21 protein-coding genes and 3 pseudogenes are annotated in these 26,183 nt (G+C 71.7%); 8 read left to right on the top strand and 16 right to left on the bottom strand.

Features of this window, described 5'->3' with window-relative positions:
• Window positions 1-34: 34 nt before the first annotated feature.
• A pseudogene (locus ACH4FX_RS19980) lies at window positions 35-109 on the top strand (BBE domain-containing protein); the annotation flags it as partial.
• A 205-nt stretch (window positions 110-314) separates the two neighbouring features.
• On the opposite strand, the gene ACH4FX_RS19975 reads toward ACH4FX_RS19980, so the two are convergent.
• Window positions 315-887, bottom strand: a complete 573-nt coding sequence (locus ACH4FX_RS19975) for a helix-turn-helix domain-containing protein (protein ID WP_398480691.1) — start codon at window positions 885-887, stop codon at window positions 315-317.
• A 279-nt stretch (window positions 888-1,166) separates the two neighbouring features.
• Here ACH4FX_RS19975 and ACH4FX_RS19970 point away from each other — a divergent pair, with 279 nt between their 5' ends.
• Entirely contained in the window at window positions 1,167-1,964 is a 798-nt protein-coding gene (locus ACH4FX_RS19970; RefSeq protein WP_398480689.1) for an aldolase, read from the top strand.
• Window positions 1,964-2,890 (top strand): dihydrodipicolinate synthase family protein, encoded by a 927-nt coding sequence (locus ACH4FX_RS19965; protein ID WP_398480687.1) that lies wholly within the window; start codon window positions 1,964-1,966, stop codon window positions 2,888-2,890. The genes ACH4FX_RS19970 and ACH4FX_RS19965 overlap by 1 nt, the downstream gene beginning before the upstream one ends.
• A 108-nt stretch (window positions 2,891-2,998) precedes the next feature.
• Here the strand turns inward: ACH4FX_RS19965 and ACH4FX_RS19960 are convergent, their stop codons facing one another.
• The 14 genes and pseudogenes from ACH4FX_RS19960 to ACH4FX_RS19895 all read right to left on the bottom strand — a co-directional run bounded on the left by ACH4FX_RS19960 (window position 2,999) and on the right by ACH4FX_RS19895 (window position 19,223).
• Window positions 2,999-3,739, bottom strand: a complete 741-nt coding sequence (locus ACH4FX_RS19960) for a class I SAM-dependent DNA methyltransferase (RefSeq protein WP_398480685.1) — start codon at window positions 3,737-3,739, stop codon at window positions 2,999-3,001.
• Between the two features lie 139 nt (window positions 3,740-3,878).
• Window positions 3,879-4,502, bottom strand: a complete 624-nt coding sequence (locus ACH4FX_RS19955) for an isochorismatase family protein (RefSeq protein ID WP_398480683.1) — start codon at window positions 4,500-4,502, stop codon at window positions 3,879-3,881.
• 93 nt (window positions 4,503-4,595) lie between these two features.
• Window positions 4,596-5,588 (bottom strand): GlxA family transcriptional regulator, encoded by a 993-nt coding sequence (locus tag ACH4FX_RS19950; protein WP_398480681.1) that lies wholly within the window; start codon window positions 5,586-5,588, stop codon window positions 4,596-4,598.
• 114 nt (window positions 5,589-5,702) lie between these two features.
• Complete coding sequence (locus tag ACH4FX_RS19945; protein ID WP_398480679.1) at window positions 5,703-7,901, bottom strand: CHAT domain-containing protein; 2,199 nt, start codon at window positions 7,899-7,901, stop codon at window positions 5,703-5,705.
• A gap of 46 nt (window positions 7,902-7,947) precedes the next feature.
• Window positions 7,948-9,498 (bottom strand): CATRA conflict system CASPASE/TPR repeat-associated protein, encoded by a 1,551-nt coding sequence (locus tag ACH4FX_RS19940; protein ID WP_398480677.1) that lies wholly within the window; start codon window positions 9,496-9,498, stop codon window positions 7,948-7,950.
• Complete coding sequence (locus ACH4FX_RS19935; protein WP_398480676.1) at window positions 9,491-9,838, bottom strand: CATRA system-associated protein; 348 nt, start codon at window positions 9,836-9,838, stop codon at window positions 9,491-9,493. The genes ACH4FX_RS19940 and ACH4FX_RS19935 overlap by 8 nt, the downstream gene beginning before the upstream one ends.
• Window positions 9,839-9,993: 155 nt before the next feature.
• Window positions 9,994-11,643: pseudogene (locus ACH4FX_RS19930) on the bottom strand (right-handed parallel beta-helix repeat-containing protein); the annotation flags it as partial.
• 399 nt (window positions 11,644-12,042) lie between these two features.
• Window positions 12,043-12,468, bottom strand: a pseudogene (locus tag ACH4FX_RS19925) (discoidin domain-containing protein); the annotation flags it as partial.
• Between the two features lie 53 nt (window positions 12,469-12,521).
• On the bottom strand, window positions 12,522-14,105 hold the full coding sequence (locus ACH4FX_RS19920) for an alpha-amylase family glycosyl hydrolase (protein ID WP_398480674.1): 1,584 nt from the start codon (window positions 14,103-14,105) through the stop codon (window positions 12,522-12,524).
• A gap of 54 nt (window positions 14,106-14,159) precedes the next feature.
• Window positions 14,160-15,041, bottom strand: a complete 882-nt coding sequence (locus ACH4FX_RS19915) for a carbohydrate ABC transporter permease (protein ID WP_398480672.1) — start codon at window positions 15,039-15,041, stop codon at window positions 14,160-14,162.
• Window positions 15,041-15,991, bottom strand: coding sequence for a carbohydrate ABC transporter permease (locus ACH4FX_RS19910; protein WP_398480670.1), 951 nt, complete (start codon window positions 15,989-15,991; stop codon window positions 15,041-15,043). Before ACH4FX_RS19910 ends, ACH4FX_RS19915 begins: the two co-directional genes overlap by 1 nt.
• The gene (locus ACH4FX_RS19905; RefSeq protein ID WP_398480668.1) at window positions 15,991-17,358 is read right to left on the bottom strand and encodes an ABC transporter substrate-binding protein; all 1,368 of its coding nucleotides are present in this window, start codon (window positions 17,356-17,358) and stop codon (window positions 15,991-15,993) included. Before ACH4FX_RS19905 ends, ACH4FX_RS19910 begins: the two co-directional genes overlap by 1 nt.
• Window positions 17,359-17,629: 271 nt before the next feature.
• Window positions 17,630-18,640 (bottom strand): LacI family DNA-binding transcriptional regulator, encoded by a 1,011-nt coding sequence (locus tag ACH4FX_RS19900; protein ID WP_398480667.1) that lies wholly within the window; start codon window positions 18,638-18,640, stop codon window positions 17,630-17,632.
• Window positions 18,641-18,806: 166 nt separating this feature from the next.
• Complete coding sequence (locus ACH4FX_RS19895) at window positions 18,807-19,223, bottom strand: cysteine/serine endopeptidase inhibitor (protein WP_398480665.1); 417 nt, start codon at window positions 19,221-19,223, stop codon at window positions 18,807-18,809.
• Window positions 19,224-19,605: 382 nt separating this feature from the next.
• On the opposite strand from ACH4FX_RS19895, the gene ACH4FX_RS19890 reads away from it, so the two are divergent.
• From ACH4FX_RS19890 to ACH4FX_RS19870, 5 genes are all read left to right on the top strand, one after another.
• The gene (locus ACH4FX_RS19890; RefSeq protein ID WP_398480663.1) at window positions 19,606-19,758 is read left to right on the top strand and encodes a hypothetical protein; all 153 of its coding nucleotides are present in this window, start codon (window positions 19,606-19,608) and stop codon (window positions 19,756-19,758) included.
• Window positions 19,759-20,404: 646 nt separating this feature from the next.
• On the top strand, window positions 20,405-22,039 hold the full coding sequence (abc-f, locus tag ACH4FX_RS19885) for a ribosomal protection-like ABC-F family protein (protein WP_398480661.1): 1,635 nt from the start codon (window positions 20,405-20,407) through the stop codon (window positions 22,037-22,039).
• Between the two features lie 80 nt (window positions 22,040-22,119).
• Complete coding sequence (locus ACH4FX_RS19880; protein ID WP_398480659.1) at window positions 22,120-23,790, top strand: ABC-F family ATP-binding cassette domain-containing protein; 1,671 nt, start codon at window positions 22,120-22,122, stop codon at window positions 23,788-23,790.
• 57 nt (window positions 23,791-23,847) lie between these two features.
• On the top strand, window positions 23,848-24,444 hold the full coding sequence (locus ACH4FX_RS19875; protein WP_398480657.1) for a CGNR zinc finger domain-containing protein: 597 nt from the start codon (window positions 23,848-23,850) through the stop codon (window positions 24,442-24,444).
• 169 nt (window positions 24,445-24,613) lie between these two features.
• The gene (locus ACH4FX_RS19870) at window positions 24,614-24,805 is read left to right on the top strand and encodes a hypothetical protein (protein WP_398480655.1); all 192 of its coding nucleotides are present in this window, start codon (window positions 24,614-24,616) and stop codon (window positions 24,803-24,805) included.
• A 53-nt stretch (window positions 24,806-24,858) separates the two neighbouring features.
• Here the strand turns inward: ACH4FX_RS19870 and ACH4FX_RS19865 are convergent, their stop codons facing one another.
• A complete protein-coding gene (locus tag ACH4FX_RS19865) occupies window positions 24,859-26,139 on the bottom strand; it encodes an MFS transporter (protein WP_398480653.1) in 1,281 nt (426 codons plus the stop codon).
• Between the last annotated feature and the right edge of the window lie 44 nt (window positions 26,140-26,183).

Genomic DNA, 26,183 nt, shown 5'->3' with positions numbered 1-26,183 from the left:
GCTCGCGGACTGGCGCACCGCCTACTACGGCGAAAACCACCCACGCCTGGCCCGAGCCCGCCAGACCTACGATCCCGACCGTTTCTTCCAAGGCGCGCAGAGCATCTGAACCGTAGCGGCTTGGGCCTGACCAAGGCCGAGTCAGCGGGAGCGAGTTGGGCGGTGTGCGGCTGTACACGGAAGTGTATGGGCTTGAGCTTGTTGAGCGTTCCGGCCGGCTCGAAAGGAGGTGGCGCCGGTGGACAGGGCGCAAACCGGAACGGGAAGCAGCGGCTCTTCACGGCCCCCTCCGCGCCGCTCATGCCGCCCGCGTCTCAGGGCACCTGCGGATGAGGCGACTCCGCTCGGCCCCGGTCGTCGCACACCAGGAGCAGGACGGCGGCACGCTCCGCGCCGAGGGAGCGGACCTTGTGCGGCGCCGTGGCCTTGAAGTACGCGGAGTCGCCCGGCCCGAGCATGACCGACCGGGACGGGAAGAGCAGCTCGGCCCGCCCCTCGTGGACGAAGAGGAACTCCTCGCCCGGGTGGTCCCGGAAGGGCACCGGGCCGGTGTCGTGCGGCGGATACAGCATGAACGGCGTCATCCGCTTGGCGCCGGCCCGAAGCGCGATGCCCTCGTAGCGCGATCCGGACTCGTCCTCGGCGGTGAGCGGCTGCCGGTCTCCGGCCCGGGTGACGGTGACCTCGGTCAGCTCTTCCGTATCGGCGAACAGCCGGTCCAGCGGGACGTCCAGGGCCTTGGCCAGTGAGGCGCCGACGGCGATCGAGGGGACACTCCGGCCACGTTCGACCTTGGAGAGATAGCTCTTCGTGACACCGGAGCGCTCGGCGAGCGCCTCCAGGGTCATCAGCCGCTCCTTGCGCAACTGCCGTACCCGATTGATCACCGGTCGCTTCCCCCGATCACCGACTGGATCCCTTCCCGTACTCCCCAGGCGCACCCGCCCCTCATCCAGAGGAACGTGGCCGAAACGGCTCCAGTATCCCGCAGTCATGGCGGCCCTTCGGGCGTCGGACTCCGCGAGCGTTCCCGGAGCTCCGAAGGGCCTTGCCGCATGACACCAGGTGTCCTACGGTGAACCAGGTTTCCTCGGAGTCTTGCACGAGACGAGCAGCACCGGAAGACGGGAGCGCCGGTGGTCCGGCGCCCCGGAACGGGAGCAGAAGTGGCGAACACCCTGCACGACCCGAAGCACGTGCTCATCGACCGCGCCGAGCGGCAGATGGGCGACCATTTCGGGGACTCGCAACTGACCACCCGGCAGAAACTGGCCCTGACGTGCCGCATCGCCTTCGACGGCGGACACGACTCGGGCCTCGCCGGCCAGATCAGCGCCCGCGGACAGCGGCCCGGCACCTACTACACCCAGCGCCTGGGACTCGGCTTCGACGAGATCACCGAGGACAATCTGCTGTTGGTGGACGAGGACCTCCGGGTTCTCGAAGGGGAGGGGATGCCCAATCCGGCGAACCGGTTCCACACCTGGATCTACCGGGCGCGTCCGGACGTCCACTGCATCGTCCACACCCACGCGCTGCACACGGCCGCACTCGCGATGCTCGAAGTCCCCCTCGTGGTCTCCCAGATGGACACCACGCCGCTGTACGACGACTGCGCCTTCCTCAAGGACTGGCCCGGTGTACCGGTGGGCAACGAAGAAGGCGAGATCATCACCGCGGCCCTCGGCGACAAGCGCGCCATCCTCCTGGCCCACCACGGCCAGCTCGTCACCGGCGCCACCGTGGAGGAGGCGTGCAACCTGGCGCTGCTCATCGAACGCGCCGCCCGCCTCCAACTGCTCGCCATGCCGGCGGGCACCATCCAGCCGCTGGACCCGGCCCTCGCCCGTGAGGCACACGACTGGACGTCCACCCCGCGGCGCAATCAGGCGAACTTCGCCTACTACGCGCGCAAGGCACTCCGTAATCACCCCGACTGCATCACGGGCAAGGTGGACATCTGATGGCGACACCCCTCTTACGCGGCATCATCTCCTACCCCGTCACCCCCTTCGCCTCCGACACCGGCGATCCCGACCTGGCCGCGCTGCGCCGGCTCGTCGGCGAACTGGTGGACGCCGGAAGCCATGCCATCGCCCCGCTGGGCAGCACCGGCGAGAGCGCGTACCTCAGTGAGAGCGAGTGGGACGCCGTCTGCGGGACCACGCTCCAGACCGTCGCCGGGCGGGTTCCGACGCTGGTCGGCGTCTCGCACTGGAGCACCGACGGCACGGTACGCCGTGCCCGCGTGGCCGCCCGCCACGGAGCCACCGCGATCATGGTCCTTCCCCAGGTGTACTGGAAGCTGACCGGAGCGGAACTCGAACGGCACTTCGCCACGGTCGCAGCGGCGACCGACCTCCCGATGATGCTCTACAACAATCCGGGCACCAGCGGAGTCGACCTCCTGCCGGAGACGGTGGCCGGGCTCGCGCGCAAGATCCCGAACCTGACCATGGTCAAGGAGAGCTCCGGCGACGTCGCCCGCTTCCGAGCCCTCCGCGACCTGTCCGACGGCGCATTGTCGGTCTACAACGGGAGCAACCCGGTCGCGCTCGCCGCCTTCCGGTCCGGCGCGGCCGGCTGGTGCACCGCGGCCCCCTGCCTCGTCCCGGCGTGGTGCACAGAGCTCTGCTCCGCGGCGATGCGCGGGGACGAGGAGCGGGCCGACGCGGTTCTGGCGGAACTCCTGCCGCTCCTCAGATTCATCGTCGGCCACGGGCTGCCCCGGACCGTCAAGGCGGGCCTGGAGATCCAGGGCCGAGGCGTCGGCCGGCCGCGGCCGCCACTGCTGCCGTTGCCGGACAAGGAGACGGAGCAGCTGCGCGAACTGCTCGCGCGACTCGGCTCGCCGCCGCCCGCGGACCAGGGGACGGCGCATACGGGCTGAGCCGGTCACCGCCCGCCGGAACCTGGCCCGGGCGACGACGCACCTGCCAAGGGTGGCGACGGGCCCGTACGCCAGGAGGCCGCCCGCCGAGCCCGCTGCCGGCCGGCGTCAGGCAGCGGGCTTGCACCACACCGAGACGTGCCGGCTGCTCTCGCCGGTGAACGGTGCGCGTGACCAGTCCTCCCACCGGTCACGCAGCCGCAGTCCGGCGAGCTGGGCCATCAGGTCCAGCTCGGCCGGCCAGACGTACCGGAACGGCATCGACCAGTACTCCGCACGCCCGTCGGCGATCGTCACGTAGTGCGAACTCATCGCCTGCGTGGCGACGTCATAGGTGTCGAACGCCCACTGCGTCGGGCTGATGCGGAACGGCACCGCGTTCTGGCCCGGTGGCAGCCGGCGCAGGTCCGGCACCCCCACCTCGACCACGAAGCACCCGCCGGGCCGCAGCTGGGCCGCGGCGTTGCGGAAGCAGGCCACCTGGGCGTCCTGGGTCGTCAGATTGTTGATCGTGTTGAAGACGAGATAGGCGACCGCGAACGTACCGCCCACCTGCGCCGTGGCGAAGTCGCCGATCGTCACACCGACGCCGGCACCGCCCGGCTTGGCCCGCAGCCTCGCCACCATGGCCCGGGACATCTCGATGCCGTGCACCGGGGTTCCACGGGCGGCCAGCGGCAGGGCGATCCGGCCGGTGCCGACACCGAACTCCAGGGCCGGACCGGCACCGGCCAGCTCGGCCAGCACACCGACCGCCGGATCCACCGTCTCCGGGCGGAACATGTCCGCCTCCGACTCGTCGTAGGTGGCCGCGACGCTTTCTCCGAAATAACCGTCGTCATCGGGCATCCCAGGACCGTACTGCCCGATGCGCCGCCAACGCCCGTGATTTTCCTCCGCGTTCCGGCGGCGCCCGGGTGCCGGGCACCCGGGGCGGGACCCGCCCGGCCCGGGCGCCGCCGGACCGACGAGAGCCCCGCCACCCTGATCAGCTAGGGAGACCGTCGACCGTCGGCACCACAAGACCGAACAGATCCGTGACCGTGGTCAGGGCGGCGGTCTGGAGGGCCGCGCCGGGCAGCACGGTGCCGTCGGGGGCCGTGAGGGCGCGGGTGGCCGTCGTTTCGGCGACGACGGTGGGCCGGTAGCCGAGGTTGAAGGCGCCCTGGGCGGTGAAGGTGACGCACATGTGCGTCATGAAACCGGCCAGGACGAGGTCCTTGCCGCTGCCCGGCCCGGCGTTCAGGTCGGTCAGGACCTTCTCCAGGTCCGTGGCGTGGAAGGCGTCGGGGAACTGCTTGACCACGACCGGTTCCGCGCCGGCCGGGGCGACCGGGTCGCTGATGGAGCCGATGTGGGCGCGGATGTCGTACGGACTGTTCTCGCCGCCGTCGTTGACGATGTGGACGACCGGGGCACCCGCGGCGCGGGCGCGCTCCAGCAAGCGGGCGGCGGCCGCGAGGGCCGGTTCGGCGCCGTCCAGGGACATCACGCCGGTGCGGTAGGTGTTCTGGAAGTCGATCATGAGGAGTACGGACTCGCTCAGCCGCGGGGGCCGGTTGTCCAGCCCGATCACGTCGCGCAGGGTGGTGGACGGGGCGATGTCGGTCATCGGAATCCTTTCGGGATGATTCTGGGCACGGCGAAGCAGCGCGTCTCGCTTTTCGCCGGTGGAAGGGGCCGGGGAGCGGCCCGGCGCGGCGGGTCAGGCGGCCCGGACGCGGAAGCGGCGGCGGTAGGCCGCCGGGGTGGTGGCGAGCTGCCGCCTGAAGGCCCGGTGCAAGGTCTCCGCCGAGCCGAGCCCGGCGGCGGCCGCGACCTGGTCCAGCGGACAGTCGGTGGTTTCCAGCAGGCGCCGGGCCAGCTCGACGCGGGCCGCTTCGACATAGGCGCCGGGAGTGCTGCCCGTCTCCTGTTTGAAGACGCGGGCGAAGTGCCGCTCGCTGAGGCACATACGGGCGGCCAGGGCCGGTGCGGACAGGTCCTCGTCGAGGTGGTCGGCGATCCACAGCCGCAGCTCGTCGATGTCCCGGCGCTCGGCGGCCGGGCGGCTGAGCGGTACGGAGAACTGGCTCTGGCCGCCCTGCCGCTTGAGGTACATCACCAGCTGCCGGGCGACCGCCAGGGCCGTCCGCTCGCCCAGGTCCTCGGCCACCAGAGCCAGCGCGAGATCCAGGCAGGCACTGATCCCGGCCCCGGTCCACAGCCGTCCGCAGTCGGAGCGGACGAAGATCGGGTCCGGGTCGACCGTGACCTCCGGGTGGTCGGCGGCGAGCCGGCCGGCGGTCGACCAGTGCGTGGTCGCCGTCTTCCCGTCCAGCAGACCGGCCGCGGCCAGCACATGCGCGCCCACACAGACCGACGCGACCCGCCGGGCGTACGGGGCCGTCTCCCGCACCCATGCCACGACGGCGGGATCGACACAGGCGGCCGGGCCGTCGTCGGTCAGGTCGACCGCGCCCGGCACCACCAGGGTGTCCACCTGCCCGCCGACGTCGTCGAAGGCCATGTCGGCGCAGAGCCGCACGCCCGCCGACGTGCGCACCGCGCCGGCGGCCGGTCCCGCGAGGCGCACCCGGTAGCCGGCACGGCCCGCGGTCTCCCGGTTGGCCAGCGCGAAGACCTCGGCCGGGCCGGTGACGTCAAGGAGATCGACATCGGGGAAGACCGCGATGACGACACGGTGTGGAGCGGACATGCCTTGATCCTCACCGCTCCCACCGGTGGCCGCAATGACGATTACCTGTCACATACGGACATGCCGCGCGCGCGTCCCTTCCACGGGCCGCCGCACACACCCGCCCGACCGGCGTCAGACGCCGTAATGCACGAAGGAGACCCAGGCGCTGGGATGGCGCGGGCGCCGGCTGCGTTCCTCGCGGACGGCCAGCCGCAGGGCGTCGGCGCCCGCGGCGTAGCGCAGCGCAGGACGGGCGAACAGACGGCCCAGCGGTTTTGGGACGGGCAGCAGATGCTCGTAAACGCTCTGGGCGATACGGGCGGTGGGCGCGTCGGCGACGGGCCACAGCGTGCCGATGACGGACTGGTACTCGGCGTACATCAAGGCGGCGGCCAGACTGATCCACTCGTCGCGGACCAGGTCGCCGCCGGCGGCGGTCGTACAGGCGGCGAGCATGGCGAACTCGGCCCGGGCGCAGCACAGGTCGGCCAGGTCCGAGACGGTCAGCGGCTCGTCGCCGAGGGCCAGGTGGCTCTTGAGGGGCTCGTCCAGGTCCTGCACGCCGTGACAGTCGAAGTGGGCCCAGGCGTGCTCGGGCAGGGCGCTGCGGACCCGGTCCCGGGTGGCATCGGCCCCCGCCAGGACGGTACGGCGCCAGTGCGGCATCAGCTCGCGCAGACGGGCGTGCAGGCGGGCGGCGCCCGGCAGGTGGGCGGTGTCGGGGGTGACCAGCAGGTGTTTCCGCTGCGGCCGGGGCCCGCTTTTCCCGTCGCGGACCCGGCGGGCCCGGACCAGGGCACCGAGGGTGGAGGTGTACGAGGAGATGACCAGGTTCAGGACACAGGGCCCGTCCGCGGCGGTCCGCGGGGCGGCCGCGTGCAGCGGCAGGGTCGTCAGCGGACCGGTGGGCACCCACCAGGTGCGCGCGGGCGCCTCGGTTATCGGCAGGGCTTTGAGGACGGGGGCGGCCACGGAACGCCACAGCCAGTCCAGCATGTCCCGGATGACCTCTTCCCGGTCGGCGGCGGCGCTGCGCATGACGGCCAGGTACCGCTGGGCGCGCTCCTCGGCCTCCGTGGCGGTCAGCTCCGGGAGCGGGATGTGCACCGGCTCACGGTGCCGCATGTCGACGATCAGGGCGTCGCAGCGGAAGGGGCTGACATTGACGTAGACCACACAGCCTTCCTCGGCGGCCGGCCGCAGGTCGGCGTACTCCGCCATCACGAACGCGTAGTCGGGCAGTTCGCGCTGGGCCGTGTGCGAGAGCCGTGCCCACTCCGTCTCCAGGCGGCGCAGCGACCAGTCGTCCATCCGCGCGCCGAGGCCCTCCCGGAGCCACGGGCGGCCTGAGCGGTCGAAGTCCATGCGCGGGTCGCCCGCGGCGCTCTGAGAGCTGTTCCCGGCCGCCCGGGCCAGCGGCTCCAGTTCCGACAGCCCGGCGTGCACGCGCTGCATCCGGCGTTGCAGCTGGCGGGTCTGCGGGGATGCGGCGTGTGCCATCTCCTCGTACCGGGTGCGGGTCTTCAGATGCCGCTCCCACAGGACCGCACGGCCGTGGTCGAGGAGTTCGACGGCGTGTTCGGGACGGCCCGCGGCCAGGGCGCAGGCGGCGGCGTCCGTGGCGAGACCCCGGCGTTCGGCCAGGTCCCCGAGAATGTGCTCGCGCGCCCCCCAGACGACACGCGGCAGCAGGCTCACGGCCCGCGCCAGGTAGGGGTAGCCGGCGGCCGTGCCCTGGGCCGCGGCCGTCGCGTATCCGCTCTCGCAGGACGCCTCGAACCGTTCGACCACGGAGATGCCAGGCTCGCCGGTCATCTGCGAGCGCAGCGACTCCCGGGACGGCAGCCGCTCGCGCAGCCGCTTGGGCAGTGGGGGGTCCGCCACGGACAGCCGGGTGTCGAGGGCGGAGAGCAGGTTGTGCAGGATACGGGCGTGGCCGGTGGTGCCCGACTCGCTCTTCTCGTGCGCCGCGAGGAGATGCCGGAGCGCCGCGTCGAGGTCACGGGTGTCGCGGCTGAGGCGGTAGCGGTCCATCAGGGCCACGCCCAGGCTGTTGAGGCACTTCGCCAGATAAGGGTCGCCGGGCCCGCCGGTGGCCACGGTCCGGTTGTCCCGGACCGATGCGACGGCCATGCGGAAGCAGCTGATGGCCCGGTCCAGCCCCGCGCTGTCGCGCCGGTGCCGGAACTCCGCATGGACGGCGATGCCCTGCCGCAGCAGTCTGGTGGTACGGGCGAAATCCTGCTCCCCGGAGCTTCGCTCCGTCCGGTGCGGAATGTCGACGGGCCGGCTCTGCCCTCCGTCGTCGTGCCAGGACCTGCTGTAGCTCATCACGCCCTCCCCGTCCCGCGTACGCGGGCGTACCGCATTCGTTGCCTCACTGTCGTCGCCGACGCGCTCCCCGCTGCCACGGCGGGCCCGCGAGCGCGGCCGCCACCCCCGCAGCCGCCCCGGCCCCGGCCCACACCAGCGTCCAGCCGACCGCTCGCCCGCCCGGTACGGACGCCGAGGCGGCCACCCAGCCGAGGGTGCCGCCCAGCACGGCGACGCCGAGACCCACCAGCGCCTGCGACCACCGGCGCTCCGGTGCGACGGCGCGCAGCACCACGAAGGAGGCCAGCAGCGCCAGGGCACCCAGCGCGGCGACGACCGCGGGTTTCACGGCGCCCGGCAGCGGGAGCGTGTACGGCAGCGACTGCACGGCGGCCAGGCTCATCAGGATCGCGCCCAGAACCCCGGTGAGCGCGAGGTTGACCGTCTCCTGGCGGCGTTGCAGGTCCCGCTGGACCACCTGGTCGGTGAAGGCGCCGACATCTTCGCACCGGCGCAGCGCGGCCTCCAGGTAGGTGGCCTCGTCGTCCAGCCGCTGGGCGAACCAGTCCGCCAGTGCACGGTCGTCGGCGAACGGACCGCAATCGGCACCGCCGCTGAGGGCGGTCAGATTGGCGGAAGCGATCTCGACGGTGCGGGCCATCTCGCGGCTGCGGGTCGAGCGGTCCACCAGGCCGCGTTCCCGGGCCTGGAGGTCGACCAGCGCGCGGGAGGCGTTCAGCAGTTCGGCCTGGCGGCCCGGTCCGCGCCGCGCCGCGGCGGTGCACTCCAGCACCTCGGTGATGACCGCATCGGCACGGGCTCGCAGCGGTCCGATGTCCTCGGCCGCGGTCCAGACCCGTACCTGGTGGCGGAGCTTGGCCGCGTGCAGCAGGTAGCGTCCCAACGGCGGCAGGTCGAGGGCGCGGGTGGTCCAGGTCCAGGCGGTCAGCTCCGGGTCCCGGTCGTGCGCGGCGATCACGACCAGGCGCCGCTCCGTACGGGTGTCCACGGCGGCCGACGCTTCCCACACCGCGAAGCCCTGCGGCACCACGCCCCCGCGGTACGGCCAGCTGCCCGGCGGCACCCCGCACGCGGCCGGCGTCTGCGCGCGCACGGCCACAGCCAGTTCCCCGGACGGTTCCGGCCACCCGTTCGCGGCCCGGCCGGCTTCGGGGGCGAGGCGCGCCAGATACAGGCGGGCCGTACCGAGCAGATCCGCCTCAGGCCGTCCCGCTGCCGCCGCCTCGACGGCTTCCGACCACCGGGCGTCCAGCTCGGCCCAGCTCATGCCGTCGGCGGGGGCGGGGGCCAGCATCACCGACAGGCACCAGGTGTCGTGCTGACGGCGGAGCGCGGCCTGCCACACGCCCGGGCCCGGCCTCTTCCGGGCGGCGAGCAGCCCTCGCCAGGCCCGTCCGCCGCCGGCGTGGTCCAGCTGGGCTTCCCACCCGCGCTCGGGCTCGGTGCCGGCGCCGGTCCGCTGGACCGCGTCTGTCATGCCCAGCACCCGGCCGCACTGGTCCCAGAGGTGCCGCACCGCGGCCAGGGACCGGTGCGGGTGCTCACCTCCGGTGACGGCGAAGAGGTGCACACCCAGCGCATGAGCCTCAAGCATCCCGGTCGGCGGCATCTCCGCTCCCCGGGGCCGCGCCACCCATGGTCCGCGGGTTCTCGGGCGGAGTCGCGCCCAAGGTGTGGATCAGCTCGTTGACGCGCTCGCGGTGTTCCTCCGGCAGCGGCAGCAGACCGCAGTCCTCCAGCCCGCTGATCCGATGGGGACCGGCCATCTCCACGTCCGCGAGTGCCCGCCGCACGCCGGACAGGTCCCCGGCCGCCAAGGCCCGCTGCACGTCTGCCAGCGCCCGGCCCACCACGTCCCAGTCCGCACGCTTGAGCCGCCAGACCGACACGTCCTCCAGGATGCCCATGGCCATCCGCACAGTCCCTTGCTCCATGCACGGACAGACTAGTGCCGGCAGGGTGAGGCGAGCATTCGTCCAAGTGCGCGATACGGGCCGGTCCGCCACGCCCATGCGCCCCTCCGGCGTGACTCGGGCCGCCGCTTTCGTGCCCTTCGCGGCGGCCCGGACCTAGGAGCACCGACGCTCCGTCACCTCACGTCGATCTGGAATGTGGACGTCGTGTTGCGGATGTTCTCCGCATTGTCGCGGAGGACCAGGTTGCGGAAGGACGCTTTGCCCACGGCCGCATTGGCCCAGATTCCGAAGCCGGACCTGGCGTCGTACTCGTCACCGCTCTTCTTCGCCCCGGTGACGGTCACATCCGTCAGTTCCGTGTCCTCGACCGGATTCTGCGGCTGCTGGCCGACGTAGTTCGTCTGGAACATGATGCCGTGGTACGTCGGGTCGGTGATCTCGGCGCCCTTCACCCGGATCGCCCGGAAGGGCTTCGACGCCGAGTAGAGCCAGATTCCGGGGAATGTCTGGCCGTCCCAGAAATGGCCGCCCGCGCGCTCTATGCGGAGGTTCTCGAATGTCGTCTGTCCGGGACCGAAGCCGTTCATCGGGAAGTTGAAGTCCAGCGAGGAGATGGTCACGCCGGAGTAGACCAGGGTGTCCGTGACGCGGACGTTCCGGAAGGTGTTGCGCTGGCCGCCGTAGACGGCCAGGCCGGCGGCGCGCCAGGTGAGCTTGGAGGTGAGGTTCTCGTAGACGTTGCCGGTCTGCTCGCCGCCGCCCGAGTCGAGGGCGGAGAACAGGGCGAAGGAGTCGTCACCGGTGGCCCGCGCCTCGTTGTTGGTCACCAGGTTGTCGCTGGAGCCGTTGGTCATGTTCAGGCCGTCGGCGAAGGTGTTGCGGATGCGGTTGTTCCTGAGCGTCATCCGGTCGGTGTTGGCACCCCAGTAGAGGCAGACCATGTGCTCGGCCCAGATGTTGTCGATGGTGATGCCGGAGATGTTCTGGAAGTCGAAGACCTTGCCGGGGCCGTCGATGCGCGAGGTGTAGTTGCCGAAGTACGCGAAGCCGGAGAACGTCGAGCCGCCGGCGCCGTCGGCGGCGCGGAATCCGACGTCGGTGTTCTGCTGGCCGGCCGGGGCGTGGAATCGGGTGAACCACGGCCCGGCGCCGATCACCTTCACCGGCTTGAGATAGACCTGGAACTTGCTCGACGTCTCGTAGTCGCCCGGCGGCAGATATACGCCCTGGATCTTCCCCGTGGTGTCCATCCGGGCCCGGTCCAGCGCGTTCTGCACGTCCTGGTGACCGAACCCGGCCGGTTGCACGAACGCCTGCGGGTCGGGGTTCGGCTTGGCGGAGACCTTCTCGAAGTCGACGAAGTCGATGGCGTACGAGGAGGGGTTGTCGGCGTCCTTCTGGAGCCGGACCTTGCTGCCCGCCGGCACGGTGCGGCCGAGGTCGAGGTGCGCCTCGTCGTAGATGTGCCGGGCCGGGCCGGCGCCGGGATCGTTCACCGGGGACGCCTCGGGGCCGTACAGCCAGGCGTACTTGGACGTCAGGTCGAGGGGCCTGGTCTTCTGACCGTTCACGTAGACGTTGAGTTTCGCGTTCGTGCCGCCGCCGCCCGGTGCGTCCGGGATCGAGAAGCGGGTGACCAGGGTGTTGGTCTCCACCGGAGTCGTGAACTCTACGTACTGGCCGGTCTGCTTCAGTGTCACGGCCCTGCGCCCCGACGCCTCACCCGCCAGGTCGCCGATCTTCCGGTTGGGCCCCACCACCTGCGCGCCGCCGCCGGTGCTGCCGGACTCCGCCTCGACGGTGGTGTACGGCATGGTGGCGCCGGTCGCGGCCTTGGCACGCCGGACCTCCGGCTGCGGCCCGGGCCGGGGCTTCCCGCGCGGCGGGGTGAACGCGGCGTGCGACGAGCCCTTGCCTGCCGCGACGCTGCGGGAGACCGGACGGCTGTCCGGGGACTGGTTGCCCGACACGTCCCGGGCCCGCACGGTGTAGACGGTGGTCCGCCGCGTGCCGCCGGGCGCCGTGGTGTCCTGCCAGCGCGTCGCCGTCGCGGGCAGCCCGGCGCGCAGTCGGCCATCGGCGTAGACGTCGTAACCGGACGCGTCAGGACTACGCTCCCAGCTCAGCGTCCCGTCGGTCAGCCGCACGCCGCGCGGCGCCGCCGGGGGCGTGGTGTCGTCGGCGCCGTAGACCGCGAGTTCGCCGACCCGGTGCGCGCCGACGACGCGTACGTAGCGCAGCGGGGCGCCGCCCAGGCGCAGCGTGACGTCACCTTTGCGGGCCCGGGTGTCGGACAGGTCCACGTAGTCGCGGCCGTTGACCGAGCCCTGGAGCTTGACCTGCTGGGCCGCGCCGGGCAGCTTCAGCTCGACCCGGTCCAGGCGCCGGGTCGCCCCGAGATCGGCCCGTACCCACTGGGAGTCGCTGCCCTTGGCGTACGAATCGGGGTCGCCGTCGTGCGCGCGGGCGGCGCCGTCGCCGCGGAGACTGACCGGAAGGGGCGCGGCGCCCCCGCTGTCCGGCGGGGCGGCGGAAGCCGTCTGCCAGCCGCTCAGTATCAGTCCGGTGCCGAGCACGGCGGCCAGTACGGGCCGCCAGGCTCTGGTGCGGTGTGTGGTGCGTGGTGCGGCGTACTTGATGGTGCCCATGACATTCCCTTCCGTGGGGAGTCGTCGGGGAGAGGACGGCGGCCGTGCCCGGGTCAGGCCCGCAGCCAGACCGCCGTGTCCTGTGGCAGCGCGCCCCCTGGCGTGAGGGGGCCGCTGGCGAGCAGGAGCTCACGGTGCGCGGGGAGCGCCATGTCCCGCGGTCCGAAGTTGACCACGCACAGAACGGTGCCGCCGGTCAGCTCCATGCCGCCGTCCGGCACGGTCCGTGCGAAGGCCAGCGCGTCCGGTACGTCCGTGTGCAGCCAGCGCAGCGGGCCCGCGTCCCGGAAGGAGCGCCGTATCCGCAGTGCGGTCCGGTACAGCGTGAGCATCGAGTCCGGGTCGGCGGCCTGCCGTTCGGCCGCGTACCGCGCCCAGCCCGCCGGGCGCGGCAGCCAGCTCGGGCCGTCGCCCTCGGCGCGCCAGGGCAGCGGCACCCGGCAGCCGTCCCGGCCCGGGTCCACCCCGCCGGAACGGGCGTGCATCGGGTCCTGGATCAGCTCCCGCGGGATCTCCGCCTCCGGCAGGCCCAGCTCCTCGCCCTGATAGAGGTAGACGGAACCGGGCAGGGCCAGGCTGAGCAGCGCGGCGGCGCGCGCCCTGCGGGTGCCCAGAGCCAGGTCGCTGGGGACGCCGAAGCGCTTGCGTGCGAAGGCGAATCCGGTGTCCCCGTCCCGCCCGTAGCGGGTGACCGTACGGGTCACGTCGTGGTTGGCGAGGACCCAGGTGGCGGGGGCGCCGACGGGGGCGTGCGCGGCCAGGGTGAGGTCGATGGACGCGCGCAGTTCGGCCGCGTCCCAGGGGCGGGCCAGGAAGTCGAAGTTGAAGGCGGTGTGCAGTTCGTCGGGGCGCAGGTAGCGGGCGAAGCGCTCGGCGTCCGGCAGCCAGATCTCACCGATCAGCACGGCGCCGTACTCCTCGGCCAGCCGTCGCCAGGAACGGTAGATGCCGTGCAGCTCCGGCCGGTCGTGGAAGGGGTGCGGGCCGCCGTCGCCGGGCATGTCGGGCAGCCCGTCGGCCTTGACGAGCAGCGCCGCGGAGTCGATCCGTACGCCCGCCGCGCCGCGCTCGAACCAGAACCGCAGCACGTCCTCGTGCTCCTGGCGCACCTTTGGATGGCTCCAGTTGAGGTCCGGCTGCTCGGGGCTGAACAGGTGCAGGTACCACTGGCCGCTTTCCGTACGCGACCAGGGCACCCCGCCGAACTCGCTCACCCAGTCGTTCGGCGGCGCGGGGGAGGGCGGCCGGAAGTGGAACAGTTCCTGCTCCGGCGATCCGGGGCCGGCCGCCAGCGCCGCCTTGAACCACGGGTGCTGGTCCGAGACGTGGTTCGGCACGATGTCCACGATGGTGCGCAGGCCCAGCCCGCGCGCCTCCGCGAGCAGCGCCTCCGCCTCGGCGAGCGTGCCGAAGACCGGGTCCACGGTGCGGTAGTCGGCGACGTCGTAGCCGCCGTCGGCGAGCGGGGAGAGGTACCAGGGGGTGAACCACAGCGCGTCCACGCCGAGCGCCGCCAGATACGGCAGCCGGGCGCGCACCCCGGCCAGATCGCCGGTCCCGTCGCCGTTCGCATCGGCGAAGGACCGGACGTACACCTGGTAGATGGCGGCACTGCGCCACCAGTCCGTGCGGGGCAAAGGAGCAATCCTTTCGTACGGGGTGTACGGGTCGTACAGGGTGTACGGAGCGCGTCAGCCCTTGAGGCTGCCCGCGCCGAGACCGGCGACGATCTGCCGCTGGAAGACCAGGAACAGCGCGATCAGCGGCAGCGATGCCATGACCAGGCCCGCCACCAGGCTGTTGAGCGGCGTGTCCTGGGCGACGCGCTGGAGGAAGACGCTCAGCGGCTGCTTCGCCGGGTCCGGCAGCACCAGCAGGGGCCAGAGGAAGTCCTTCCACGCGGCCACGACCGACAGGATCGACACCACGGCGAGGATCGGCCGGGACAGCGGCAGCACGATCCGCCACATGGTGCCGAACGGGCCGGCGCCGTCGATCCGCGCGGCGTCCAGCAGCTCGTCGGGGACCCGGTCGAAGAAGTTCTTCAGGAGATAGATGTTGAAGGCGTTGGCGGCGGCGGGCAGCCAGACCGCGCTCGGGCTGTTGATCAGGTTCCGGTGCACCAGCGGGACGTCGACGACCGTGAGGTAGGCGGGCACCAGCAGCGCGGTGGCGGGCATCATCAGGGTGACCAGCATCAGCCCCAGCACCATGTTTCCGAACCGGGGCCGCAGCTTGGACAGCGCGTACGCGGCCGGCACCTGCACCGCCAGCTGGATCAGCCAGGCACCGCCCGCCAGCAGCACGGTGTTGAGGAAGTAGCGGGTCAGGTCCATCTCGCGCCAGGCACGGGCGTAGTTCTCCGGGTGCCAGGTGGTGGGGACATAGGTCGGCGGGTTCCGCGCCAGCTCGGCCGAGGACTTCATCGCGCCCGTCGCGGCCCAGTACAGCGGCACGAGGAAGGCGACGGTGAACAGCGCCAGGGCCACGGCCAGCACCGACCAGTAGATCAGCTTCCCCTTGCGGGTGCGCAGGACGGCGGGGCGGACCAGCGTACGGGTCGAGGCGGCCATCAGTCCTCCTTGGCGCCGCGGGTGACGCGCAGGTAGAGGGCGGAGAAGGCGGCGAGGACGAGGAGCAGCAGCAGGCTGAGCGCGCTCGCGGTGCCGAAGTCGTTGTAGACGAAGGCGTAGCGGTAGATGAGGAACATCACGGTGACGGTGGAGTCCTCGGGCCCGCCGCCGGTCATCACGTAGGGCTCGGTGAACACCTGCATCGTCGCGACGACCTGGAGCAGCAGGAGAACCAGCAGGACGAACCGGGTCTGCGGGATCGTGACGTGGCGCAGCCGCTGCCACAGGTTCGCGCCGTCCAGCTCCGCCGCCTCGTACAGCTCGCCGGGGATGGTCTGGAGCGCGGCCAGGTAGATCAGCGTGGCGGTGCCCATGTTGGCCCAGGTGGAGACGATCACCAGGGAGACCAGTGAGGTCGAGGACGAGTCCAGCCAGTCGGAAGTCGGCAGGTGGAGGGTGCGCAGGAGCTCGTTGAGCAGACCCGGGCCCGGGTCGTAGAACCACTTCCACATCAGCGCCACGACCACCGGCGGCAGCATCACCGGCAGGTGGACCAGAACGCGGAAGTACGCGCGCGCGTGCCGGAACTCGTTGAGCAGCACCGCGGTCAGGAATGGTACGAAGAAGCCCAGGACCAGGGCGTACGCGGTGAACAGCACGGTGTTCCGCCAGGCAGTGGCCAGCAGGGGGTCGCGGAAGAGCTTCTCGAAGTTGGCCGGGCCCGCCCAGGTGCTGCCGGTGGCGAAGTCGACGTGCTGGAAGCTCAGCAGCACATTGCGGATGATCGGCCACCACGAGAACAGCGCGAAGACCACCACGGCGGCGCACAGGAAGCCGTACGCGGTCAGGTGCTCGCGCGCGGAACGGCGGAGGCGTGCGGCGCGGCGCTCCCGTCCCACGGCGGCCTGCGGCGGGGGCACCGGCTTCTCCAGCAGGGGAGCGGTGGCCATCAGAGGGCGCCGTAGAGCTGGTCGACCTTCTTCTCGGCGGTGGCGAGGAGCGCGTCGATGTCGGCGTCCTCCCTGGTGAGGACCGCCTGCATCACCGTGTCGAGCACCGCGTAGACCTGCTGTGCCTCCGGCGGCTCCAGTACGCCGGGGACCCGGGGAGCCGCGTCCATGAAGGGCTGGTAGTTGGCGACGGGGACGTTGGCGTGCGCGCGCTTGGCCTTCTCGACCCGCTCGCGGACGGAGCCCTTCCATATGTCGGGGGTGGGCGGCATGGGCAGCCCGATGGGCAGCTTCGCCGCGACGTTGTCCCGGATGTTCTGTTCGACGAGGTCCGGGTTCAGGTACTTCCACTGCAACCAGGTGAGGCCGGCTCTGATCTTCTTCGGCGACGCCTTGGGGTTGATCATGTACCCTTCGCCGCCGATCAGGGTCGACCTGGCGTCCGGGACGGGGGCGAGACCGTAGTCCCGGTACGCGCCGCCGAACTGTTTCGCGATGACGGCGATGTTGTCGGCGGCCGAGACGTACATCCCGAGTTTGCCGCTGCCCATCATCCGCTGGACGTCCTCGGCCTGGAGCAGCTGCTTGCTGCCCATCGAGCCGTCCAGCCAGCGCATGTCGTGCAGGTCCTGGAGCGTGGTCCTGCCTGCCGCGGAGTTGAACGCGGCCTTCCACTTCCCGTCCTGCCGGGCGGCCACCCGGCCGCCGCGGGAGTACAGCTCGGCGGTGAAATGCCAGCCGCCCTGGTTGTTCTTGGAGAAGTCGGCGTAGCCGACGGTGTTGTCGCCGAGCCGCGCGATCCGCTGCGCCGCGGCGCGCACGTCCGCCCATGTCTTCGGTGGCTTGTCGGGGTCGAGCCCCGCCTTCTCGAACAGCGCGCGGTTGTAGAGCAGGCCCATCGAGTAGTTGGCGGTCGGCAGGCCGTACTGGCGGCCCTTCTCGTCCTGGAACGCCTTCATCAACGCGTTCTGGACGTCGCCGCGGTGCGGCATGTCCTTGACGTAGTCGGTGAGGTCGGCCGCCTGATGCTTCGCGATCAGGCCGCGGGCGTCGGTGAAGTAGACGTAGAAGACGTCCTCCAGCTTGCCGCCCGCGAGCTTGGCGCCGAAGGTCTTCGGGTCCATGAAGCCTTCGTGCGGGACGATGTCGATGTCCGGGTTGGCCTTCTCGAACTGCGCCACGTGCTGGTCGAAGAGCTTGCGCTCGAACGCCTGCGTCGTGGGCGGCTGCCCGTTGACGGAGAGTGTCACCTTGCCGCCCGGCGCGTCCTCGCTGTCGTTACTGCTGGTGCCGCAGGCGGTGAGTGCGGTCAGGGACACGACGGTGACGGACGCGAGCGCGAGGGAACGGCTTCTCGTGGAGGACATCGGTGGACCCCTCTGAGCGTGAGCGGTGCGGGAGTGCGCGACGGCGGACACTCAAGCACCAGGGGCAGAAGAGCGCAATAACACGTGCATAATCTGCAAAACTTCGACAGTAGGTGGTCGAGTGTCCGACGGCCTTCCGGGAGCGGGGAACTGCGGGCCCGGCAGGGCGCGTTGTGGTCCGGTTCGGGCCGTGCGATCGGTGGCGGCGGCGAGCCGACGCGTCGTGGTCGGACGGCCGGTCCCACGCATCGCTGACGGGGCGGGCAGCGGCCTAACGCGAGGCGAGCGGGCCGGTAGAGCCCCGTACGACGAGCTCCGGCTCGAAGAGGATCTCGTCGCGGACCACCTCCCCGCCGTCGATCTGCGCCGTCAGCAGCTGGACCGCGGCCCGGCCCATCGCGTCGATCGGCTGCCGTACGGTCGACAGCGGCGGTTCCGTGACGGTCATCAGCGGCGAGTCGTCGTACCCCACCACCGACACGTCGTCCGGGACCCGCAGCCCGCGCCGGCGTGCGGCGCGCACCGCGCCCAGCGCGATGATGTCGCTCGCGCAGATGACGCCGGTCACCCCGGCGTCCAGCAGCCGGGACGCCGCCGCATGGCCGCCCTCCATCGAGTACATACCGCGTACCACGCGCTCCTCCGGCAGTTCGGCGCCCGCGGCCCGCGCCACCGCCCGTCCGGCGGCCAGCTTGCGCCGCGAGGGCACATGGTCGGACGGGCCGAGCGCCAGGCCGATCCGCTCGTGACCGAGCGAGGCGAGGTGCCGCCATGCCTGCTCCACCGCGACCGCGTCGTCGGTGGAGACACAGGGGAAGTCCAGGCCCGGGATCGGCGCGTTGACCAGCACCACCGGCAGGTTCCTGTCGTGCAGCAGCCGGTAGTGGTCGTGCGGTGCGTCCGCCTGGGCGTACAGCCCGCCCGCGAACACCACGCCGGAGACCTGCTGTTGCAGCAGGAGGTCCACGTAGTCCGTCTCCTGGATGCCGCCCGGCGTCTGGGTGCAGAGCACCGGGGTCAGTCCGCGCTGGGCGAGCGCGCCGCCGACCACCTCGGCGAAGGCCGGGAAGATCGGGTTCGACAGCTCGGGCAGCACCAGCCCGATCAGCTTGCCGCGTTCCCCGCGCAGTTGGGTCGGCCGCTCGTAACCGAGCACGTCCAGCGCCGTGAGCACCGCTTGCCGGGTGGCCTCCGAGACTCCCGGCTTGCCGTTCAGCACCCGGCTGACGGTCGCCTCGGAGACGCCCACCTTCTTCGCCACCTGCGCAAGTCGTCGCGTCATCTGCGCAACACTAGCGCAAGCATTGCAAGTTGTTTGCGTTGCTTGCGTACTGGATCAGGCTGGTACGGGACGGGCCCGACGCGGGCGCGCCGGTGTTCCTCGGGCTCGCCCCGCTTCGGCCGCACGACCGGTCAGCCGTCACCTCGGGGCGGCTGCCGCGGCCGGTTCAGCGGACGAACTTCCAGGAGACCCGCTCGACCATGTCGGTGCCCGCCGGCACCAGCTTGCGGAAGGCCGCCTGGCTGAGGTCTATGTGGGTCGAGGCGCAGGAGGGACACTTGTCCCTGACCGGTACGGTGATGGTCCTGCCGTTGTACGTGACCTGCACCTTCACGCCCGAACAGAGCGGGTCGTTGTTGGGGTTGGGCGAGGTCCACCAGGCGGCGGAGACGGCGACCAAGTCCTGCGAGGCGGCGTCGATGTACGTGCCGCAGGCGCCGTAGCCCCGGTCGTTGTAGTAGGTCATCTTGCCGGTCATGGTCTGGCCGATGGGGACGGCCTGGGCCGTACCCGTGCCGAGGGCGAGGCCGGTGGCGGCGAGCACGCCGCAGACCGTCATTCTCCAGCGGGCGGAAGTGCGCATGGGTCCTCCTCAACCGAGTTCATCCGGTTCGTGCCGGGTCCTTCTCGGGCAGCTGCCGATGCCGGGCGGCGGTGCGCCCGGCGGTGCGCAACGGCAGGGAGCCGTCGACTCGTTGCCGTCGTCGGGGTGCGTACGGCGCCCCGACGCGCGGGCTTCAGGTGTGACGGGGATGAGAGCGCTCTCAGGCACATGAGTGTCATGGACCGCGGCCGTCCCACAACCCCCTTTGGGCACAGCTGTCCTGAAATCGCGGATGAATTCGGTCGATGTGGCCCGGAACGGTCGGACCACGGCTGGATCGCTAGGTAGTTGCAATGGCGAATGGAACCCGCGCCGGACCGAACGGGCACGCCATCGGCCGGATCAGGCGCGACACAGGGGCGTGGCGCTCGCGCCGCTCGCGCCCTCGCCCCTGCGCGACCGCGGCATGAAGCCGTTCGCGCTCGGCCTTGCCGGCGTCGAGTCCGGCATCGATCTCTCCTTGGCCCTGCAAGCTCCGGATGCCCGCGGCCAGTTGGAGCCCTGCTTCCGGTAACGGTCCACCACCTTGTCACGCCAGCTCAGCCAGGCGGACCAGAAAAGTCAGCGCATCGCGACCAACGGCACCTTGACCAGCGCGGACTCGGGAATGGTGAGTAACTCGGCGTAGCTGCCGATGCGGTAGGACCAGGAGGTCCGGTCGCCTGCGGTGAATTCCCGGGCCCCTCGCCGAGGCCGCCCACATATCCCGTTCCCTCGACTCCGAGAACCGTGGGAGCGGCCCATCCGGAGCCCCCGGAAGTCCGGGCTCCGACATCCATGAAATTCATCCCGCGATGGTGAGGCGTACGAGTACTTCACCCTTTTCCGGTGTCGGATTCTCATAGGGTGCGGTGAGCCGACCCACGACCGATGGCCGCACCGCGGCTCGCTCCTCGACGCCGGGCGCAGCCCCGAGCCCGAGGCCGGTCGAAAATCCCGCACGGCCTCCGAGCGGTGGTGTTAGCCTGGCGATGACGTGATCTCGGATCGAGGAGATGCAGCTGTGGCGGGTGACGACGACATCTCCGGGTGATACCCGGACCTGACGGCCGTCGGCCGGTGCACAGGAGCACCGCCGTGGTGGCCGCCTTCGTCGTGCCCTTCGCCCGTTCCCGGGCACCGGTGTCCGCCGGGCCCGTTGTGCTTTTCCGAGGTTTTCCATGTCCGACGCTTCCGTCGTCTGCTCGAATCTGTCCTTCTCCTGGCCCGACGACACCCCCGTCTTCCAGGACCTTTCCTTCACCGTCGGCGCCGGCCGTACGGGGCTGGTGGCGCCCAACGGGTCCGGCAAGAGCACGCTGCTCAGGCTGATCGCCGGTGAGCTGCGGCCCACCGCCGGCTCCGTGTCCGTCTCCGGCGTCCTGGGCTACCTCCCGCAGAGCCTCCCGCTCACCGCCCACCTCACCGTGGCCGAGGTGCTGGGCGTCGCCGAGGTGATCCGCGCCCTGGACGCCGTGGAGTCCGGCGACGTGAGCGAGGAACACTTCGCGACCATCGGCGACGACTGGGACATCGAGGAACGCACCCGGGCCCAGCTCGACCGGCTCGGCCTGACGGGACTGGCCCTGGACCGCGGCCTGAGTACGCTCAGCGGCGGCCAGATCATCTCGCTCGGCCTGGCGGCGCAGTTGCTCAAACGGCCCGATGTCCTGCTGCTCGACGAGCCGACGAACAACCTCGACCTCGACGCGCGGCACAAGCTCTACGACGTCCTGGGGGACTGGCCCGGCTGTCTGCTCCTGGTCAGTCACGACCGCGCGCTGCTGGACCGCATGGACCGTATCGCCGAGCTCGACCGCGGTTCTTTGCGCGTACACGGCGGCAACTACACCGCGTACGAGGAAGCCGTACAGGCCGAGCAGGAGGTGGCCGAGAAGAACGTCCGCAACGCCGAGCAGGAACTCAAGCGGGAGAAGCGGGAGTTGCAGCAGGCCCGCGAGCGCGCCGAGCGCCGCGCCGGCAACGCCTCCCGCAACCTCAAGAACGCGGGCCTGCCCCGTATCTTCGCCGGGAACATGAAGCGCGGTGCCCAGGAGGCGGCCGGCCGGGCGGGCCAGATGCACGCCTCGCGGGTCAGCGAGGCCAGGGCCCGCCTGGACGAGGCGGGGCGCGCCGTACGCGACGAGCAGCGCATCACACTGGACCTGCCCGCCACCCACGTGCCCGCGGGCCGCAACCTGTTCCTCGGCGAGGGCCTGCGCGTCAGCCACGGCGAGCGGCCCCTGTTCGCGGCGGACGGCGTCGATCTGACGATCCGGGGCCCCGAACGCATCGCGCTGACCGGCCCCAACGGCGCCGGGAAGACCACACTGCTGCGCCTGCTCAACGGCGACCTCGAACCCGACGCGGGGCAGATCAAGCGGGCCGACAGCCGGATCGCCTACCTCTCGCAGCGCCTCGACCTGCTCGACCCGTCCCGGACCGTGGCCGAGAACTTCGCCGCGTACGCCCCGCACCGCACGGAGGCGGAGCGGATGAACCTGCTCGCCCGCTTCCTCTTCCGCGGCCCCCGGGCGCACCTGCCGGTACGCGTACTGTCCGGCGGTGAGCGGCTGCGCGCCACTTTGGCGTGCGTACTGTGCGCCGAACCGGCCCCGCAACTGCTGCTCCTGGACGAGCCGACGAACAACCTCGACCTGGTCGGCGCCGGGCAGCTGGAGAGTGCGCTGGCCTCCTACCAGGGCGCGTTCGTCGTGGTCAGCCACGACGAACGCTTCCTCGCCCGGATCGGCGTCGACCGGTGGCTGCGGCTGGCCGACGGCGAGCTGCGGGAGGCGGCGGCCCCCGAGATGTGAGGCGCCGGATCACGGCCTGGCCCGCCCGAGGCGTGTCACCCGGCGGGCCGCGTACCTTCGCTCACATCAGGTGGACCACCATGCCCCGACCAGCTCTGCTCGCCCACGATCTCGTCCGTACGCTGGGCACCCGACGCGTCCTCGACGGCGTCTCCCTCACCGCGGCCCCCGGCCACCGCGTCGGCCTGATCGGTGAGAACGGTGCCGGCAAGTCGACCCTGCTGCGCCTGCTCGCGGGCGTGGACGAACCCGACGCCGGCCAGGTCACCCGCCCGCACGACCTGGGCTTCCTGCACCAGGAGATGCCGTTCGGCGGCGAGGCGACGATCGCGCGGGTACTGGACGACGCCCTGCGGGAAGCCCGCGCCGACCTGGCCGAACTCGACCGGCTCACCCGGCTGCTCGCCGACACCCCGGAGGACCGCCCCGCCCACGCCGAGCTGTTGGAGGCCTACGGGCAACGGCTCGAACGGGCCCAGGAACGCGAGGCATGGGACGCCGACCGGCGGGCCGCGCTCGTCCTCGACGGGCTGGGCCTCGGCGGCCTCGCGCACGACCGGACGCTCGGCTCCCTGTCCGGCGGCCAGCGCGGCCGGCTCGCCCTCGCCGCCCTCCTGGTGCGCCGCCCCGCGGCGCTCCTGCTGGACGAGCCGACCAACCACCTGGACGACGACGCGGCTGCCTTCGTGGAGGAGCAGATCCGCGAGCTGCCCGGGGTGGTCGTGGCGGCCAGCCACGACCGGGCGTTCCTCGACGCCGTCTGCACGGAACTGATCGATCTCGATCCGGCCGTGGACGGCCCTGTGCGTTTCGGCGGGAACTACAGCGCCTACCAGGCCCAGAAGCGGGCGGAGCGGGAGCGCTGGGAACGGAGGTACGCCGAGGAACAGGAGGAACTGGCGGCGTTGCGCCGCTCGGCCGGGGTGACCGCGCACCGTGTGGCCCCGGACCGCGGACGGCGGGACAACGAGAAGATGGGCTACGGCCACCGAGCCGGCCGCGTGCAGCAGCAGATCTCCCGGCGGGTACGCAACGCCACCCGCCGGCTCGACGAGCTGGAAAGAGCCCAGGTCGGCGAACCGCCCCGGCCACTGCGCCTGCACGCCACCGCGCTCACCGCCGAACCGGCGCGGGAAACGGGACCGGCACCCGCACACGAGCCGGTGGACGGCGGCCTTGTGGCGCTGCGCGACGTACGGGTGCCCGGCCGGCTGACCCTCGCGCACCTGGACGTCGGACCTGGAGACCGCCTTCTGGTCACAGGTGACAACGGGGCCGGAAAGTCGACCCTGCTGTCACTGCTGGCCGGGCGTCTGCGCGCCGAGGGCGAGGTGCGCAGACGCCCGGGCATCTCCGTAGGCCTGCTGACGCAGGACACCGCATTCGAACGCCCGGAGCGAACGGCGCGCGACACCTATACGCAGGTGCTGGGCGCCCAGCGGTCGGAGGCCGTTCCGCTGAGCACGCTGGGTCTGCTGCACGCGGCGGATTTCGACAAGCCGGTGGGCCGGTTGTCGGTCGGCCAGCGCCGCCGGCTCGCGCTGGCCCTCCTGGTGGCGCGCCCACCCCACCTCCTCCTGTTGGACGAGCCGACGAACCACCTGTCCCCGCGCCTGTGCGACGAGTTGGAGGACGCCCTCGGCCCCGGGCCGGGCGCGATCGTCGTGGCCAGCCACGACCGGTGGCTGCGGCGACGCTGGAGCGACCGCCGGGTGCGGCTGGGGTTGGCCGGTGCGCCTGCGGGAGACTGAGGGGCTGCCGGGCGACGGGCTTTGTCGCCCCCGCGGTCACCCGTCAGAATGGTGACCGTGAATCTCGATCATGTCTTCGTCTGCGGACACCCGGCCCTCGACTTCGCCGCCACGCTCAGGGCCCGCCGCTCCACGCGCTTCGAGATGTTCGCGATGCCGGAGCGGCTGGACGCGTGGTACCTGGAATCCGGGATCGTGGACTCCGTGACGCCCAGCCGGCCGATCGACGTCGAGCGCGCGAAGGCCGTACGGGAAGCGGTCTACGAGCTGATCACCGCCCGCCGTCTCGGTGCGGCGTTCGGCGAGCGGGCCCGGGAAGTGCTCAACGGGGCCGCCCGCAAGCCCGCCGCGGCCCCGCAGCTCACCAGTGCCGGGCGCCGGACCGACGCCACCTCACAAGAAGCGCTGTCCACCGTGGCCCGCCAGGCTGTGGAACTGCTGAGCGGCCCGGACGTACCGCTGCTCAAGGAGTGCGGCAACCCCGAGTGCACCCGCGTCTACATCGACCGCTCCCGCGGCATGCGAAGGCACTGGTGCGGCATGGAGTCCTGCGGCAACAAGATCAAGGCCGCCGCTTACCGCGCACGCAAGAAGAGCACGCCTGCCGCGCCTGCACCTGCCACCCCTGCCGCATCCGCCAAAGCCTCCCGCTGACCGGCGGAGAAGGCCACGCGGGGGAACCCGGCCGCGCGAATTCCGCATCCAGCCATGCCTGCTTGGCGTCACCGCCTTGACCGGTGACGCAGGAGGGCGCAGTCTGGAGGGACCCAAGCACCAGGGCGCACCTCACCACTCGCCACTGACTGATGACCGGAGGCCGACCGTGCACGTCGACAACACGCCGGACAACGCGACGACAACGCGGCACGCCACGTTCGGCAAACTGCCCGAGCGCATCCCGTACGAGGACATGGTCACGGAGAAGGCCGTCCCCGACGGCCGCGCCCGCGACACGTACAACCCCGAAGGCTCGTGGAACCACTTCTCCTGCCTGGCTCTGGACCTGGGGCTGTAGGGGTCGCCCCGCCGCGCTCGGGGCGGGGCGACCGTCGTGATTGCGACGGCCCCTCAGATGCGGCTTGCTGCCGGCTTCGGCTCGGAGAGCAGCGCTGCCGGGCGGCGGGGGAGCAGCAGCGGGGTCGCCAGCACGAGTACGCCGGCCAGGCCGACGGCGGTACGCGGGCCGAGCAGGCTGCCCAGCACGCCCCAGACGGCCGTCAGGAGTGCGGTCGAGGCCTTGGTCGTCACCGTCCAGGCGGTCAGCGTGCGGGCGACCCGATCGGTCGCGGTGCGTTCGAGGCGGTAGGTGGCGTAGACGGGATTGAAGACCCCGCAGCAGAAGATCAGACCGAGCTCGACGCCGATCACCAGCAGCAGCCCTCCGATGCCCGGCCCCAGGAAGGCCAGGCCGACGGGCCAGAGCGCGCGCAGAGCCCCCGCCGCGATGAGGATCTGATGCTGCCCGAACCGGGAGACGAGCGGTCGGGCCAGCCGTGAACCGAGCAGCCCGCCGATCGAGGGCACGGCGAAGGCGAGACCGTACTGCCACGGCGCGAACCCGAGCCGGCCGAGCATCAGAACGGCCAGCAACGGCTGGACGGCCATCATCAGGCCGTTGAAGAGGGCGGTGTGGAAGAACAGCGGACGCAGCGTCGCGTCGGCGAGGATGTACCGCCAACCGTCGAGCAGGTCCCCGGGCCGCATGCGCACGGCCTCCCGGCGCTCGGGTCGCGGCTCGTGCCCGCCCATCGCCCAGATTCCCAGGGCCGAGAGCAGGTAACTGACCGCGTCGGCCACCACCGTCGCCACCGCACCGAGGAGCCCGATCGCCGCGCCGCCCAGCGGAGGCCCGATGATCGTGGTCGTCCAGGCGGTGGACTCGAACCGGGCGTTGGCGACGAGCAGGCCCTCGGCGGGCAGCAGCGTCTTCAGATACGCGCCGGAGGCGGCGCGGAAGGTGATGTCGGCCGCCGCGACGACGACCGAGACCAGCAGCAGTTGGAGGAACGTGAGGATGCCGAGTGCGAACGCGGCGGGAATCGTCAGCAGGGCCGCGCACCGCACCAGATCCATGGCGATCAGCACCGGCCGCTTGCGCCGGAACTCCACCCACGGCCCGAGCGGCACCGCCACGAACGCGCCCACCGCCGTCCCCACGGAGGAGAGCGCGGCGACCTCGGCCGGTCCGGCGTGCAGCACTCGGATGGCGATCAGCGGGAACGCGCCGAAGGCGAGCCACGTGCCGAGCGCGCTGGCCCCGTACGCCGCCCACAGCCACCCGAACCGCCGCCCCAGCCGATGCCCGAATCGATGTCCGATCCGCTGCCCCAGCCGGTTCCCGCTCCCCATGCCGGACGCCCCTCGCTCCACTCGCCCACACAACCGATCCGCGA

The organism is Streptomyces sp. NPDC018019 (genome assembly GCF_044327805.1).
In the GTDB taxonomy this organism is placed as follows: Bacteria; Actinomycetota; Actinomycetes; order Streptomycetales; family Streptomycetaceae; genus Streptomyces.
The sequence above is the reverse complement of the archived record's forward strand: the minus strand, read 5'-3'. Positions and strand labels throughout refer to the sequence as shown.

Coding starts and splice junctions, on each gene's coding strand:
- ACH4FX_RS19910 (WP_398480670.1), bottom strand. CDS start 15,991: ATGGCCACCGCTCCCCTGCTGGAGAAGCCGGTGCCCCCGCCGCAGGCC.
- ACH4FX_RS19940 (WP_398480677.1), bottom strand. CDS start 9,498: ATGCTTGAGGCTCATGCGCTGGGTGTGCACCTCTTCGCCGTCACCGGA.
- ACH4FX_RS19865 (WP_398480653.1), bottom strand. CDS start 26,139: ATGGGGAGCGGGAACCGGCTGGGGCAGCGGATCGGACATCGATTCGGG.
- abc-f (WP_398480661.1), top strand. CDS start 20,405: ATGTCCGACGCTTCCGTCGTCTGCTCGAATCTGTCCTTCTCCTGGCCC.
- ACH4FX_RS19955 (WP_398480683.1), bottom strand. CDS start 4,502: ATGACCGACATCGCCCCGTCCACCACCCTGCGCGACGTGATCGGGCTG.
- ACH4FX_RS19880 (WP_398480659.1), top strand. CDS start 22,120: ATGCCCCGACCAGCTCTGCTCGCCCACGATCTCGTCCGTACGCTGGGC.
- ACH4FX_RS19900 (WP_398480667.1), bottom strand. CDS start 18,640: ATGACGCGACGACTTGCGCAGGTGGCGAAGAAGGTGGGCGTCTCCGAG.
- ACH4FX_RS19895 (WP_398480665.1), bottom strand. CDS start 19,223: ATGCGCACTTCCGCCCGCTGGAGAATGACGGTCTGCGGCGTGCTCGCC.
- ACH4FX_RS19965 (WP_398480687.1), top strand. CDS start 1,964: ATGGCGACACCCCTCTTACGCGGCATCATCTCCTACCCCGTCACCCCC.
- ACH4FX_RS19950 (WP_398480681.1), bottom strand. CDS start 5,588: ATGTCCGCTCCACACCGTGTCGTCATCGCGGTCTTCCCCGATGTCGAT.
- ACH4FX_RS19905 (WP_398480668.1), bottom strand. CDS start 17,358: ATGTCCTCCACGAGAAGCCGTTCCCTCGCGCTCGCGTCCGTCACCGTC.
- ACH4FX_RS19945 (WP_398480679.1), bottom strand. CDS start 7,901: ATGAGCTACAGCAGGTCCTGGCACGACGACGGAGGGCAGAGCCGGCCC.
- ACH4FX_RS19960 (WP_398480685.1), bottom strand. CDS start 3,739: ATGCCCGATGACGACGGTTATTTCGGAGAAAGCGTCGCGGCCACCTAC.
- ACH4FX_RS19935 (WP_398480676.1), bottom strand. CDS start 9,838: ATGGAGCAAGGGACTGTGCGGATGGCCATGGGCATCCTGGAGGACGTG.
- ACH4FX_RS19915 (WP_398480672.1), bottom strand. CDS start 15,041: ATGGCCGCCTCGACCCGTACGCTGGTCCGCCCCGCCGTCCTGCGCACC.